This is a genomic window from Pantoea sp. NGS-ED-1003 (assembly GCF_000738765.1).
Lineage (GTDB): Bacteria > Pseudomonadota > Gammaproteobacteria > Enterobacterales > Enterobacteriaceae > Pantoea > Pantoea septica.
Genome location: NZ_JPQA01000007.1, coordinates 145,562 through 159,961, shown reverse-complemented (window position 1 = coordinate 159,961; position 14,400 = coordinate 145,562). Strand labels below are relative to the sequence as shown.

At 63.2% G+C, this 14,400-nt stretch carries 13 protein-coding genes; 8 read left to right on the top strand and 5 right to left on the bottom strand.

Features of this window, described 5'->3' with window-relative positions:
- The first annotated feature begins 5 nt into the window (after nucleotides 1–5).
- The 7 genes from aroL (at nucleotide 6) to ppnP (ending at nucleotide 5,614) form a co-directional block, all read left to right on the top strand.
- Nucleotides 6–530 (top strand): shikimate kinase AroL, encoded by a 525-nt coding sequence (gene aroL, locus JS46_RS15275; RefSeq protein ID WP_033752763.1) that lies wholly within the window; start codon nucleotides 6–8, stop codon nucleotides 528–530.
- 121 nt (nucleotides 531–651) lie between these two features.
- Nucleotides 652–843, top strand: coding sequence for a YaiA family protein (locus JS46_RS15270; protein ID WP_033752762.1), 192 nt, complete (start codon nucleotides 652–654; stop codon nucleotides 841–843).
- A gap of 269 nt (nucleotides 844–1,112) precedes the next feature.
- Nucleotides 1,113–1,874 (top strand): IclR family transcriptional regulator, encoded by a 762-nt coding sequence (locus JS46_RS15265; protein ID WP_033752761.1) that lies wholly within the window; start codon nucleotides 1,113–1,115, stop codon nucleotides 1,872–1,874.
- 165 nt (nucleotides 1,875–2,039) lie between these two features.
- Complete coding sequence (locus JS46_RS15260) at nucleotides 2,040–3,596, top strand: OPT/YSL family transporter (RefSeq protein WP_033752760.1); 1,557 nt, start codon at nucleotides 2,040–2,042, stop codon at nucleotides 3,594–3,596.
- Between the two features lie 12 nt (nucleotides 3,597–3,608).
- A complete protein-coding gene (locus JS46_RS15255) occupies nucleotides 3,609–4,538 on the top strand; it encodes a DUF1177 domain-containing protein (protein ID WP_033752759.1) in 930 nt (309 codons plus the stop codon).
- 1 nt (nucleotide 4,539) lies between these two features.
- The gene (locus JS46_RS15250) at nucleotides 4,540–5,217 is read left to right on the top strand and encodes an AroM family protein (RefSeq protein WP_033752758.1); all 678 of its coding nucleotides are present in this window, start codon (nucleotides 4,540–4,542) and stop codon (nucleotides 5,215–5,217) included.
- 106 nt (nucleotides 5,218–5,323) lie between these two features.
- Nucleotides 5,324–5,614: a pyrimidine/purine nucleoside phosphorylase gene (ppnP, locus tag JS46_RS15245; protein ID WP_033752757.1), complete on the top strand. Its 291-nt coding sequence runs from the start codon at nucleotides 5,324–5,326 to the stop codon at nucleotides 5,612–5,614.
- A gap of 88 nt (nucleotides 5,615–5,702) precedes the next feature.
- Here the strand turns inward: ppnP and JS46_RS15240 are convergent, their stop codons facing one another.
- Nucleotides 5,703–7,097 (bottom strand): hypothetical protein, encoded by a 1,395-nt coding sequence (locus JS46_RS15240; protein WP_051905632.1) that lies wholly within the window; start codon nucleotides 7,095–7,097, stop codon nucleotides 5,703–5,705.
- 59 nt (nucleotides 7,098–7,156) lie between these two features.
- Nucleotides 7,157–8,068 carry a recombination-associated protein RdgC gene (gene rdgC / locus JS46_RS15235; protein WP_033752756.1) on the bottom strand — a complete coding sequence of 304 codons (912 nt, stop codon included), beginning with the start codon at nucleotides 8,066–8,068 and terminating at the stop codon, nucleotides 7,157–7,159.
- A 146-nt stretch (nucleotides 8,069–8,214) separates the two neighbouring features.
- Between rdgC and mak the strand changes: the two genes are divergently transcribed.
- Nucleotides 8,215–9,126, top strand: coding sequence for a fructokinase (mak, locus tag JS46_RS15230; protein ID WP_033752755.1), 912 nt, complete (start codon nucleotides 8,215–8,217; stop codon nucleotides 9,124–9,126).
- Between the two features lie 3 nt (nucleotides 9,127–9,129).
- Here the strand turns inward: mak and JS46_RS15225 are convergent, their stop codons facing one another.
- The 3 genes from JS46_RS15225 to sbcD are packed head-to-tail and all read right to left on the bottom strand — an operon-like array spanning nucleotide 9,130 to nucleotide 14,368.
- A complete protein-coding gene (locus JS46_RS15225) occupies nucleotides 9,130–9,489 on the bottom strand; it encodes a cell envelope integrity protein TolA (RefSeq protein ID WP_051905631.1) in 360 nt (119 codons plus the stop codon).
- Nucleotides 9,489–13,172 (bottom strand): AAA family ATPase, encoded by a 3,684-nt coding sequence (locus JS46_RS15220; RefSeq protein WP_033752754.1) that lies wholly within the window; start codon nucleotides 13,170–13,172, stop codon nucleotides 9,489–9,491. Before JS46_RS15220 ends, JS46_RS15225 begins: the two co-directional genes overlap by 1 nt.
- On the bottom strand, nucleotides 13,169–14,368 hold the full coding sequence (sbcD, locus tag JS46_RS15215; protein ID WP_033752753.1) for an exonuclease subunit SbcD: 1,200 nt from the start codon (nucleotides 14,366–14,368) through the stop codon (nucleotides 13,169–13,171). The genes JS46_RS15220 and sbcD overlap by 4 nt, the downstream gene beginning before the upstream one ends.
- Nucleotides 14,369–14,400 lie beyond the last annotated feature (32 nt).

Here is a 14,400-nt window from a genome sequence, read left to right as displayed (position 1 = left end):
GCCCGATGTCTCTACCCATTTATTTGATCGGCGCGCGCGGCTGCGGCAAAACCACCGTGGGCGAGGCGCTATCGCGCGCGCTTGGCTATGCCTTTCGCGATACCGATCACCATCTGCAGCTCAGCACCCAGCGCAGCGTCGCGCAAATTGTGGCCGATGAAGGCTGGGAAGGCTTTCGCGCGCGGGAAACAGAGGCGCTGAAAGCGGTTACCGCGCCAGCCACGGTGATCGCTACCGGCGGCGGCATGGTGCTGGCGGAGCACAATCGTCGCTTTATGCGCGAACAGGGGCGCGTGATCTGGCTCAGCGCGCCATCACATATTCTGGCGCAGCGGCTGGAGAGCCAGCCGGAAGCGGCGCAGCGCCCAACGCTGACCGGCCGTCCCATCGCCGAAGAGATGGGCGATATTCTGCGCGAACGCGCGCATCTCTATCGCGACGCCGCCCACCATGAAGTCAACGCCATGCAGACGCCGGAACGCGTTATCGACGAGATTCTTCAGTCGCTGTCGCTGGCGCGCGCCAGCTAATTTCCGCCTTTTCTTCAGATTTTTCCCGCTTTCCCGTCTGGGTTGCGTAGCCTGGCTATACTGATCCTCAGACGGGAATCGTCTCGTCGTGTGGAATACGATTAGCCAGGAGGGATTGAATATGCCGACCAGACCGCCTTATCCACGCGAAGCTCGCGTCGTCACCGTTGAGAAGGGACCGCCGGGCAGCACCGTAACCTCATGGGAGTTACGCGCCGATCATCCATCGCCCAATACCTTAATTAGCGAACATACGTCTGAAGCGGAAGCGCAGGATGCCAAAGTTCGCTATGAAGATGTGGAAAAAGAGTAGGGTAATCTTTCTGGCAGGGATGCCAGCCTGAATACGCTTTTTCGCTGATTTCTATTTGCTGTTATTCGCTGCCTGCGCGCAGCGAAGCTGTTATCCATTCTGCTATTTCTCTTAACTCCCTTATAAAATCATTTCTCTTTGCCGCCTGCCCATTTATTTCACTGCGCACTATTTCCCCTGACAAAAATTGACGCTTGACCCTTATTCCCCCGCGTTTTAGTTTTAACCATCGATACAGGAACTCGGTTCCATATAGTGAAACTCGCAATATGACCACACTCGAAAACGCCGCCGCGGTGCTTAAGCTGTTTCAGCAAAAAGGCGTGACGCAGGGAAATCCCGGGCTGACGTTTACCGATGTCGTCGAGGCGCTGCGCCTGCCAAAAAGCACCGTATCGCGCCTGCTGGCCACCATGGAAAGTCAGGGCATGCTCGAGCGCGACGCAGAGAGCCGCTGTTTTCATATTGGCCGCGTGCTGCTGTCGGCTGCCGGACACTATCTCTCCGCGCCGCTGGTGGACAGCGCCGCGCCGGCGATGGCGCGGCTGGCGGATAAAACCGGCAGCATCGGCTATATCTCGCGCCTCGACGGGCGCGATCTGGTGGTGATGCGCATGTTTCACGGACGCCACTTCACCCAGCTGGTGACGCCGCCGGGAAGCCGCATGATCGCCGCCGCCACCTCGACCGGCCGCGTGCTGCTGGCGCAGCTCAGCGAAGAAGAGGTGCGCGAGCGCTACCGCGACGCCTGGCAGCCGCTGCCGCCCAATTCGCCGCAAACGCTGGAGGCGCTCTGCGCGCAGCTGGCGGCGATCCGCAGCCAGCGCTGGTCGCTGGCGCGCAATGAAACGCTGCCCGGCATCAGTTCGCTCTCCGTCGCGCTGCATAATAAATATCACGGCGATACGGTGGCGCTTTGCCTCTCGTTTTTATCGCAGGAGAGTTCGCCTGGCTATCCGCCCGCGCTGCTTGACGAATTACGCATAACGGCCAGCGACCTGGCCGAGAAATATGGCGCAACGCCACTCTGAATTTATTTTTTATCGGCGCAATACTTTCGCCACACCGGGAAAACGTCAGGCCTTCGGGCCTGTTTATTCAACCTCACGGACGAAATAAAAAAACGACGTAAGCGAGCCTGATTCAGGCTCGCGAAGCGTCATTTCATTTCTACCGGCATTGCTGACGGGGACAATATGGAGAAGGTTAATCCAGTTAAACAGGCTGGCGTGGCGATAGTATTAATCGCCCTGTCGGTAGCGGGCGCCATTATCGGCGTGCAGCTTATTACCACTATCGGCGTGACGCCGAATACCTCAATTATCGGCGCGCTATTCGCCATGCTGCTGGCGCGTATTCCTTTACAGGCGTTTCGTCGCTATCGTTCGATTGAAATTCAAAACCTCGCGCAAACCGCTATTTCCTCCGCCACCTTCGGCGCGGCCAACAGCTTATTAATGCCGATCGCCGTGCCCTGGGCGCTGGGCGAGCCGCAGCTGGTGCTGCCGATGTTCTGCGGCGTCAGCGCGGCGATGCTGCTGGACGCTTATCTGCTCTACCGCCTGTTCGATACCCGCGTCTTTCCCGCCAGCAACGCCTGGCCGCCTGGCGTGGCCGCCGCAGAGGCGATCAAAGCGGGCGACAGGGGCGGACGACAGGCCTGGCTGCTGGCGGCGGGCATCGTCGGCGGCATTCTCGGCTCAATGCTGAAGATCCCGATGTCCGCTTTCGGCACCGCCTTTATCGGCAATATCTGGGCGCTAGGCATGCTTGGGCTGGGCTTTCTGGTGCGCGCCTATGCGCAACCGGTTGCCGGCATCGACATCAACGCGCTCTATCTGCCGCACGGCGTCATGGTCGGCGCGGGGCTGGTGGCGCTGATTCAGGTGGTGATGGTGATCCGCAGCCGTCGCCACGACGAGCAAAAAGTAAGCCGCGGCGGCAATGAGGTCAGGCGCGCGCTCGGTCTCGGCGGCGCGGGCTACCTGATTATTTCGGCGCTGCTGGCGCTGGCGGGCGGGCTATGGAGCGAAATGAGCCTGCCGATGCTGCTGCTGTTTGTGATTTACGCCGCGTTCGCCGCCTTTGTGCATGAGCTGATCGTCGGCATCGCCGCGATGCACTCCGGCTGGTTCCCGGCCTTCGCAGTGGCGCTGATTACCCTGATCGTCGGCATCCTGCTCGGCTTTCCGCCGCTGGCGCTCTGCCTGCTGTGCGGCTTTACCGCAGCGACCGGGCCCGCCTTCGCCGACATGGGCTACGATCTTAAAGCGGGCTTTATCCTGCGCGGCAACGGCGCGGATCTGCAGCAGGAGCTGTGGGGCCGCCGCATTCAGCTGATCGCGGCGATGATCGCGTTTCTGGTCTCTATTCCCGTCGTCTGGTACGCGCATAACCTGTTCTTTGCGGAAAACCTGCTGCCGCCGGTGGCGCGCGTCTACGCCAAAACCATCCAGGCGGGCGCGGAGCCCGGCATCGCCGGTAGCCTGCTGATGTGGGCAATTCCCGGTGCCATTATTCAGCTGATCGGCGGGCCGAAACGCCAGCTCGGCGTGCTGCTTGCCACCGGCCTGCTGATCAACAACGCGATGGCCGGCTGGGCGGTGGTGGTGGGCATTGCGCTGCGCATCGTTATTATTCGCGTATGGGGCGAACGCGGCCGCTCGCCGATGGAGGTGATGGCGGCGGGCTTTATCGCCGGCGACGCGCTCTATAGCTTCTTTCACTCGCTGTTTGCCAGCGGCAAAAAATAATTAAGGGATGTCATGAGTCTGCACCAGACGTTACAGGTATTTGAATTATTCGACAGCGCATTTATCGACGGTCAGCAGGTAGTCGACCTGTTTGCCGCTTTTCCCGGCGTCAAAGCCAGCTTTAAACGCGTCAGCGGGCCGAAAGGGCGCACCGATTTCGTTCGCATCGATATTCCAGGCGCGCAGGGCAAAGCTGGCGGCGGCAGCGCGCCGACGCTCGGCATCATCGGCCGCCTGGGCGGCATCGGCGCGCGCCCGACGCGCATCGGCATGGTCTCCGACGCCGATGGCGCCGTCGCGGCGGTGAGCAGCGCGCTGAAGCTGGCCGTTATGCAGACCAAAGGCGACGTGCTGGCGGGCGACGTCATCGTCACCACCCATATCTGTCCCGATGCGCCGACGCGTCCGCACGAGCCGGTCGATTTTATGGATTCGCCTATCGACGACGTCACCATGAACGACAATGAGGTGGTTCAGGAGGTCGACGCTATCCTGTCGATCGATACCACTAAGGGCAACCGCATTATCAACCACAAAGGATTTGCGCTGTCGCCTACGGTAAAAGAGGGCTATATCCTGCGCGTATCGGACGATCTGCTGCGCATCATGGAGATGACCACCGGCCGTCCGGCGGTGACCTTTCCCATCACCACTCAGGACATTACGCCTTACGGCAACGGCATTTATCACCTCAACAGCATTCTGCAGCCCTCTACCGCCACCGATGTGCCGGTGGTCGGCGTGGCGATCACCGCCGAGTCGGTGGTGCCGGGCTGCGGCACCGGCGCCAGCCACGAAGTGGATATCGCGGCGGCGGCGAAGTTTGCGGTGGAGGTGGCGAAAGAGTTCGGCCGCGAGACCTGCCATTTCTACGACGCGGACGAATATGCCCGCCTGCTGGCGCTCTATGGCAGCCTGAGCCATCTGCGTAAACGAGACTAATATGACGAAATCCCTGGTTACGCTGACCATCGGTCAGTCGCCGCGCAGCGATATCATGCCGCTGCTGACAGAGTTTTTACCCGGCGAGCAGACCGACCATGTCGGCCTGCTGGATGGGCTGAGCGAAGCGGAGATCGCCGCGCGCTACGCGCCTGACGCTCAGGACGGCGTGCTGGTGTCGCGCCTGCAGAACGGCGCGCAGGTGCGGCTGGCCACGGCAAAGGTAGAACAGGGATTGCAGGCGAAAATCGCCGCGCTGGAAGCCGAAGGCTACGACACTATTCTGCTGCTCTGCACCGGCGAGTTCGGCGCGCTGACCGCGAAAAGCGCGCTGCTGCTGGAGCCGGACCGCATTATTCCGCCGCTGGTTGCCGCCATTGTGCAGGACCATCAGGTCGGCATCGTGGTGCCGGTCGAGGAGCAGATCCGGCAGCAGGCGAATAAGTGGCGCAATCTGAAGCGCCGTCCCTGTTTCGCCGTCGCCAGCCCCTATATTCCCGATAATGAGAAGCTTACCGACGCCGCGCTCTCCCTTCAGGAGCAGGGCGCGGACGTGGTGGTGCTGGACTGCGTCGGCTATAACCAGACACATCGCGACTTTTTGCAAAAGCTGCTCGGCATTCCGGTGCTGCTCTCCAACGTGCTGGTCGCCAAACTGGCCGCTGAACTTATCGTCTGATAACCGACGCGATCACAAAGCGGGAGGCGGCGCTGCAATTCGCGTGACAGATCAGCGAGTTCCGCTCTACACTGCCAGATACCTTAATGTGCTGTGAGGAAGTAATATGCTCAATGTAAGCGAGTATTTTGACGGAAAAGTGAAATCGATCGGTTTCGACAGTGCCAGCACTGGTCGCGCCAGCGTAGGCGTGATGGCGGAAGGCGAATACACCTTCGGCACGGCGCAGCCGGAAGAGATGACGGTAGTCAGCGGATCGCTGAAGGTGCTGCTGCCGGGCGAAACCGAGTGGCAATGGTTCGAAGCGGGTTCGGTGTTCAACGTGCCGGGTCACAGCGAGTTTCATCTGCAGGTGGGCGAGCCGAGTTCCTATCTCTGCCGCTACCTGAAAGAGTAAACATCACCGCAAAGCGGCCCGCGACGTTCTTAGCGCAGGCCGCTTTACTGCTCGGGACAGGTTATCCCGGCCGTCTGTAGAGCGGTTTTTAGCGGGTGACAGTGACCTGCTCCAGTCGCGTATCCTGCCACGGCGCACTGCCCAGCTTCGACGCCAGCGGCGCCAGCACGCGCAGATCCTCCAGCCACGCGTCGCGCGTTTCAACCGTCTTCTGTCCGTCACCCTCACTACGACAGGCTACCTGCAGATAGCGACCGCTGAAAGCGGGGTTGATGCTCTGCGCCTCGCCGCCTGCCAGCACGCTGCACTGCTGCCGTGTGCGGCGCACGTCCGATGACGGCGCGCGCTCCACTAAATCGGTGTCGACGGTAAACGTCTGTCCGGCCACCAGCGGGAAACGCAGCGTGGTTTTTAGCGCTTCCAGTCGACTGGGCTGTGAGGCAATCGACATCGCAAACTTCAGCTGGATCAGATTGCCGAGCGTCAGGCGCTGCACCTTCCAGATACCGTAATTCTCCAGCTTGCGCAGGTAGCCATGCTCGTCGACGTCGATGCGTACCGCTACCTTGCCTGAGGGGCTGTTTTCCACCCAGTTCAGCTGACGAAAACGCGGCAGCGCCCAGGGCGCAATCAGCTGATGAACCTGCTGTTCCAGCCCCTTGTCCAGCGGCAGCGCCGCCATAACTGAGGCCGGGTTATCGCTTAGCGCGGGCAGAATAGTGTGCGCATCGCGGCTGACCGTTTTGCGCGTCGCAGAGACAAAGCGGCCCAGCGCGCGGAAGCGTTGCAGATCGGCGGTGGTGCAAAGGCGGGTAAAGGTCTGTTTCATAAGCGGCGTCAGCGGGAAATCGTCTTTGCGACGGGCGATATCCACGCCGTCCAGCGAGTCGGTCACATAGCCTTTGTCATCCACATCCATCATCGACACGGGTGCAAGCGCCTGTGTCTGACAGTTGAAGCGATAGTTTTCCACCTTAAACGCGTAAGGCGCGTCATAGGGCGGATCGAAATCGCGGGTCGCATAGTCGTAGCCGAGGCGCACCTGCAATTCGTCGCCGCTGCGCTTCAGGCTGGCGACATCCACCAGCGCGGTGGCGCCAAAGCGGTTGGTCGGTTCGATTTTTTCCCAGACTACCGCTTTCTCCGGCAGGCTACAGATGCGCTTCAGCGTCTCTGGATCCTGATTGGGACCAGGCTGCGGCGGTGTGTAACGGCCGAATTCGCTGCCGTAGAAGCGCGCGGTCGTCACACCTTTATTGTCGAGAAAATTGCGGTAGAGCGCCTCCGCAGTGAGCGATTTGCAGTCATAGGCCTGCCAGGCCTGCATCGCGCCGCCCGATTTACCGGCCAGCGCCACCATGACATTAAGGCGGTCGTTGATACGCAACGCATTCAGGCGGGTAAAAGGGGCGTCGCCAAAGCTGGCGGAAGAGAAGAGCACCAGCCCGGCGAGCAGCGCCGCGCGGGTAGAGGAACGAGACATAGCGGGAATCCTTTGCCGAAAGAAGTGATTATCGGCAAAGGCGCGTCACTCTTGAACCGTCAGCGTTTTGCTTCGCCGCCCAGCGCTTCCACCAGATTGCTGGTGAGCGCGGCGAGTTCGCTGGTCATCAGGATAAAGTCGGCGTCGAAACGCTGAGCGAAATCTTCGCGGTCGATATCGTCATTTTGCTCGCGCAGCGTGTCGCTGAACTTCAGGCGCTTCACCGAGCCGTCGTCCGCCAGTACGAACTGAATGCGCTCCTGCCAGTCGAGCGCCAGCTTGGTCACCAGCTTGCCCGCTTCGATATGGTTGGCGATCTCGTCGCACACCAGATCCTGTTTTTTACAGCGGATCACGCCGCCATCTTCAAGGATCGCCTTCAGCTCCGCTTCGTCCATCAGGGCGAAACCGGCGGGCAGATCGCCGGAGCGCACCCATTCGGTCAGCGTCAGCTCGATCGGGCTTTCCAGCGTCAGCGGCACGACCGGCAGCGAGCCGAGGCTCTTGCGCAGCAGCGCCAGCGTATCTTCCGCCTTTTTCGCGCTGGCGCAGTCGACCATGATCAGGCTGTTGACGGTATCGATCCAGATAAAGGTCTGGCTGAGACGGCTGAAGGCGCGCGGCAGCAGGCTGTGCAGCACTTCATCTTTCAGCGAATCTTTTTCCGTTTTCTTCAGCTTGCGGCTCTGTTCCGCTTCCAGCTTGCTGATCTTCGCTTCCAGCGCCTGCTTCACCACCGGGGACGGCAGGATCTTTTCCTCTTTACGGGCGCAAATCACGATCTGGCCGTTGTTCACGTGGGTCAGCGCGTCGCTGCGGTTGCCCATCGGCGACACCCAGCCGGTTTTGCTCATATCCTGGCTGCCGCAGGGAGAGAAGGTGTAAGCCTCAAGCTGTTTTTCCATGTCGTCTGCAAAGAGCGGAATGTCCCGATTCAGACGATAAACCATCATATTTTTAAACCACAACATCATAATTCCTTACCGGGTCGCGCGATCTGGCGCACAAGTCGAGAGGTCAGCGCGCATGATAGCGAAACATCGAAACGGTTTCATTGCCTTTCCCCGACGCCGCTCCTAATGTATCCCTCACACTGCTGAATAATGAGGAATAACGCGTGCGTATAGGTATTGATTTGGGCGGCACCAAGGTCGAAGTGATCGCCCTGTCTGACGAGGGAAATGAGCTGTTTCGCCACCGCGTGGATACGCCGCGCGACGACTACGGTGCCACGGTGCAGGCGATTGCGGATCTGGTGCGTCTCGCCGAAGCGAAAACCGGCCAGACCGGCAGCGTCGGCGTCGGCATTCCCGGTACGATTTCGCCTTACGCGCACCGCGTGAAAAACGCTAACTCCACCTGGCTTAACGGTCAGCCGCTGGATCGCGATCTGGCGCTGGCGCTGCAGCGCGAGGTGCGCATCGCCAACGACGCCAACTGCCTGGCGGCCTCAGAGGCGGTAGACGGCGCGGGCGCCGGTCAGCCGCTGGTGTTCGCGGTGATCATCGGCACCGGATCGGGCGCGGGCGTGGCGATCAACGGCGAAGCGCGCATCGGCGGCAACGGCAACGCGGGCGAGTGGGGCCACAATCCGCTTCCGTGGATGGACGAAGAGGAGCTGCGCTACCGTGAGGAGGTGCCGTGCTACTGCGGCCAGAAAGGCTGCATCGAGACCTTTGTTTCCGGCACCGGCTTCGGCATCGACTACCGGCGTCTGAGCGGGCAGGCGCTGAAGGGCGCGGAGATCGTCAGGCTGATCGCGCAGCAGGATCCCGTCGCCGAGCAGGCGATGCGGCGCTACGAAACCCGGCTGGCGAAGTCGCTGGCGCAGGTGGTGAACCTGCTCGATCCCGATGTGATCGTGCTCGGCGGCGGCATGAGTAATAACGATCGTCTCTACCAGACGGTGCCGACGCTGATGAAGCAGTGGGTTTTCGGCGGAGAGTGCGAAACGCCGGTGCTAAAAGCAAAACACGGCGATTCGAGCGGGGTGCGCGGCGCGGCCTGGCTCTGGCCGCTGAAAAAATAGGGATTACTGCGTCGCGCCGAAGGGAAACTGCCAGTCCTCCGGCACGCCGACCGGCGGCAGCGGCAGGTTGCGCGCGCTGCTGACCTGCTGCCAGGCGCGCAGGCAGAGCGCCTCGTCGCCTTCGGTGCGCAGCACGCTGTAGCCGCCGTCGGCGCGGCGGTGCGCCGACACCAGACAGGTCTGGCCGGGATAGCGCGGCGCGACGCTGCTGTTGAAGCTGTCGATCAGCTGGTGCTGAACGTCACGCAGATAGTTGCACTGCGCCGCCGAGTAAGCGCGGTCGCAGCTGAGATTGCTTTGCGGTTTGCTGCTGCATCCCGCCAGCAGCGCGCTGGCGAGCAGCAGCGCCATGCCTGTTTTCATTACGCCTCCTGAGGGCGGGGCAGCTCCAGTTTGCTGTAGCCCAGCCCATTAATCTTGCGCACCCGAATCTGTACCGGAATGCGCTCTTTCATCGCCTCGACGTGGCTAATGACACCGATGGTTTTACCGCTGGCGTTAAGCGCGTCCAGCGCGTCCAGCGCGGTGTCGAGCGTTTCGGCGTCCAGCGTACCGAAGCCCTCGTCGAGAAACAAAGACTCTATGCGGGTTTTCACGCTGACTAAATCTGAAAGTGCCAGCGCCAGCGCGAGGCTGACCAGAAAACTCTCGCCGCCCGAAAGGGTGCGGGTGTCGCGCGCGGCGTCCGCCTGCCAGGTATCGATCACGTCCAGCTCCAGCGCGTCGCTGGCGCGGCGCTGCAGCAGATAGCGGCCGTGCAGCCGATCGAGCTGGCGGTTGGCGAGCGCCACCAGGTGATCCAGCGTCAGCCCCTGCGCGAAGCGGCGGAATTTATCGCCGCTGGCGGAGCCGATAAGATCGTTTAGCTGGCTCCACTGCGCCAGCGCCGCTTCATCCTCTTCGATCTGGGTCATCAGGCTTTGCTGCTGTTCGCGCAGGCGCGCGTCGCTCTGAAGCTGCTGCTGCGCTTCGCCCTGCTGGCGCGCATTGTCGCGCAGCGCCAGGCGCAGCGCCTCAAGCTGCGCTTCCAGCGCGGCGGCGTTTTCTGTCGCGCCCTCGGGCCGGCTTTGCTGATGCGTCGCCCGACGCTGGGCCAGCTGCTGCCGCTGAGCCTGCAGCGCCTGGCGCTGCTGCTCAAGCTGCTGTAACCGGCTGCGCAGCGCGCGCGCCTCCTCTTCCTCCAGCAGCGCGGCGCGCAGGCTGGCTTCATCGTCAAAGCCGGCGGCGGCCAGCGCGACGCTGAACGACTGTTGCGCCTCGCGCAGCTGCTGGCTGACTTTTTCCTGCTGCGCCTCCAGTTCTGCGGCGCGCCCGGCCAGCTGGCTGAGGTGGCTCTGGGTTTTCTGCAGCGCCTCCAGCGCGGCGGCGAGGGCGGCTTCCTGCTGCTGGATCTGCGCCTGCATTTGTCGCCGCGCCGCGGCGACGTCGCTATCGCCGAACAGCGCCTGTCGCGTCGCGCGCTGCTGCGCCAGCGTCGCGTCGCTTTGCGCGCGCTGCTGCTGCAGAACGTCGAGCCGCTGCCGTTCGCTCTCTACGCGCTGCTGCAGGCTGCTGCACTGCGCCTCGACGCGCGCCAGCTGCGGCTGAAGTTGAGCCAGCTGCTGCTCGCTCTCGTTCCACTGCCGCCAGCGCTGCTGCTGCTGTTGCAGCCAGCCGTCGCGCGACGCCGCGTCGGGCAGGGCGAGACCGGCGTCCGCCAGCTCCTGATGCAGCGCGTCGCGGCGCTGCCGCCAGTCGCGCTCTTCCTGTTCCAGACGCTGCGCCAGCGTTGTCGCGCCCTCTTGCAGGTTAGTGAGCGCTTGCTGGGCCAGTTGAAGCTGCTGCTGATGCTGCTGTAGCGCCTGCTGATGCCGCAGGTGCTCATCTTTCGCCTGCTGGCGCTGGCGCGCGGCGCTCTCCTGCTGACGCATCAGCTGCTGCAGCGCCTGCTCTTCGCTGTTGTGCTGCTGCTGCCAGGCGGCCAGCGCGGCGCTGTCGCCCGCATCGAATGTGAGCGCCAGCTCACGCTGTAGAACTTGCCACTGCTGGGTTAACTCATCCAGCTGTTGGGTCTCTGCCGCCAGCTCCTCCTGCAGCCGCTGCCGTTCGGCCTTCGCCTGCTTAACGGCCTCGCCTTTTTTGATGCCCTGTTCGCGCAGCGCCTCAACCTGCAGCTCCTGTTCGGCCAGCCGTCGCTGATTCTCGCTCAGCTCCAGCGCGGCGTAGCGCTCGACCGCCGGATGCTGGCAAGAGCCGCACAGCGGGCAAGGCTGCTCCGGTTCCAGGCGCGCGCGCCAGACCGCCAGATCGGCGATATGCTGCTCCAGCTCGCAAATCTTTTTGATATCGGCCAGCGACGCTTTTTCGCGCGCGAAGGCGGCGCGCAGCGTCTGCAGCGTTTCGTCATCCTGCTGCAGCGTCTTTTCCAGCGCGGCAAGGCGCTGCTGACGCGCGGCGAGATGCTGCTGCAGCGGCGTCCACTGCGAGGCGAGCACCGCCAGCTGCTCGCGCAGCGGGCGGCTCGTCTCGCTTTGCGCCAGGCTGGCCTGCAGCGCCTGCGGCGGATGGCGCTGCTCCAGATCGGCCAGCGCCTGTTGCGCCTTCTCCAGGGCGCTCGCCGCCTGCTGTTCGGCCTGGCTCAGCGGCGTCGCCTGCTGCTCCAGCCGGGCGAGCTCCGCCTGCCGCTGCGCCAGCGTCCGCTGCTGCTGAATTTGCTGCTCGCGCAGCGCCGCCAGCGCGGTTTCGCGCTGCGTCAGCTGGGCGAAACGCTCCTGCCACAGCGCCAGCGACGGGCCCCACTGCGGCAGCGCGCCCTGATCCGCGCGCCACTGCTGCTGTTGCGCCAGCGCGGCCTGCAGGCTGTCGCGCTGGGCCGCTTCCTGCTGCAGCGCGCGCGCGCTTTGCGTCAGCGCCTGCTGCTGCTGGTCGCTTTCCTGCCGCTGCTGCTGCGCCTGCGCCAGCAAGGCGGCGATCTGCTGGTCGAGCGGAATAACCTGTTCCGTCAGCAGCGTCTCCTGCGTCTGCTGCTCGCGCAGCGCGGCGTCGCGCGCCGCCTGGGCCGCCTCGCGGCGCTGCCGATCGCTCTCGGTTTGCTGCTCGGCGGCCTGGCGCTGCTGTGCGAGCTGCTGCTGCGTCTGCTGCAGGCGCTGCTGCTCATGCAGCAGACTGTCGCGCTGAGCTAATTTATCGCGCAGCTTCTCCGCCGGCTCGCTGCGCGCCAGCCGCTGGCGATCCGCTTCCGCGTCGCGCCACGCCTGTTCTGCCGCCTCCAGCGCAGCCTGCGCGGCCTGAATGTCGCTGTCGAGCTGCTGCGCCTGGGTCAGCCACTGATGCTGCCTGCGCAGGCTATCGTTCTGCTGAGTAAGCGCCTGCTCCGCTTCGGTCAGCGCAGCCAGCTGCTGCTGCAGCGCGGCGCGCGCTTCGGCGTCGAGCAGCGTCAGGGTGCCGGCGCGGCTGCGCAGGTTATCCAGCGCCAGCCGCGCCGCCTTGTGGCGCTCGTAGATGGCGACGGAGATCTGGCCGTAGATCTCGGTGCCGGTCAGCTCCTCCAGCAGTTCGGCGCGCTCGCCGGGCTTCGCGTTAAGAAACGCGGCGAACTGCCCCTGCGACAGCATCATCGAGCGGGTAAAGCGCTCGAAGTCGAGGCCCGACAGCGACTCGATCAGTTTTAATTTGTCGTTGACCTTGTCCGCGAAGATTTTGTCGTCGATGCAGCGCGCCAGCTCGACGCGCGGCGCCTGCAGCTTGCCGTCGGCCGCGCCGCGCGCGCGGTTCTGACTCCAGAAGGCGCGCCAGGCTTCGCCTTTGATCTCGAACTCCACTTCGGCGAGGCATTCGGCGGTGTCGCGCGTCATCAGACCGTTTTGCGTCTGCGACAGCACGCCGAGGCGCGGCGTCTGGTGATAGAGCGCCAGACAGATGGCGTCGAGCAGAGTGGTTTTGCCTGCGCCGGTCGCGCCGGTTATGGCGAACAGGCCGTTGCTGGCGAAGGGCTCAGCGCGAAAGTCGATAAACCATTCGCCTTTCAGCGCGTTCAGGTTTTTAAAGCGCAGCGTGAGGATTTTCATTCGCTCTCCTCCAGCGAGGCGAGGGCAGAGCGGAACAGGGCGCTGAGGCGCGCATGCTCGGATTCTTCGATATCCTCCGCCAGCGCGATGCGGCGGGCGAAGACCTCTTCCACTTTTAGCTCGCTTAGGGTTTCGTTTTTTAGCTGCGCCAGGCTGTGCTGGCGCTGTTCGCGGCTGCGGCGCAGCAGCAGGACTTCGACCGGCAGATCGGCGGTCAGCGCCTCGACGCGGCGCTGCAGATCGCTGAGAAATTCCTGGGTCGTCACCTCAATATCGAGCCAAACCGGCTTGTCGCCCTGATGGTCGGCGAAGGGCGCCAGCTGCGCCTCGATCTCCGCCAGCGAGCCTTTCAGCATTTTCATTGGCTGGAACGGCGGAACGGGCAGCGGCGTCACGCTCTGCAAACCGGCGCTGTTCAGCTCCAGTAAAAAGACGCTTTTCTCGCTGCCGAGCTCGTCGAAGCTGAGCGGGATCGGCGAGCCGCTGTAGCGAATATGATCGCTGTTGGCGACGCGCTGGGCGCGATGGATATGGCCGAGCGCCACGTAGTCGACGTCGGGAAAAGCCGACGCGGGAAAGGCGTCGAGCGTGCCGATATAGATATCGCGCACCGAATCGCTTTTGCTGACGCCGACGGTGGTGAGATGGCCGGTAGCGATAACCGGCAGCGCCAGCGGATGCGCGCGCGCCGCGTCGACGCTGCGCTGATAGTGCGCGGCGATCGCCTCCAGCAGGCTGAGCTGTTTCTCGCGCCCCGACTGGCCCGCGCGGCTGCGCATAATATCGCGCGGCCGCAGATAGGGAATGGCGCAGAGCAGCGCGCCTGGTTCGCCGGCGCGGTCGCGCAGCAGCAGCAGATTGTGATCCGCCTGCGGCGTGGTGATCACCTGGGTATTCAGGCAGGCGAGCAGGGCGCGCGATTCGTTGAGCGTGGCGACCGAATCGTGATTGCCCGCCAGCACCACCAGCTGGCAGCCGGTCGGCTGCAGCGCCACCACAAAACGGTTAAAGAGTTCGCGCGCATAGCTTGGCGGCGTGCCGCTATCGAAGAGGTCGCCCGCAACGATCAGCGCATCGACCTGATGCGCCTCGATACGCGCCAGCAGCCAGTCGAGAAAGGCCTGGTGCTCGGCCGCCCGGCTCTTGTTATAGAAAAACTGACCGAGATGCCAGTCCGCGGTATGAATGATGCGCATAAAACTCCCTGCGGTAACGGTTTGCCGGAGGA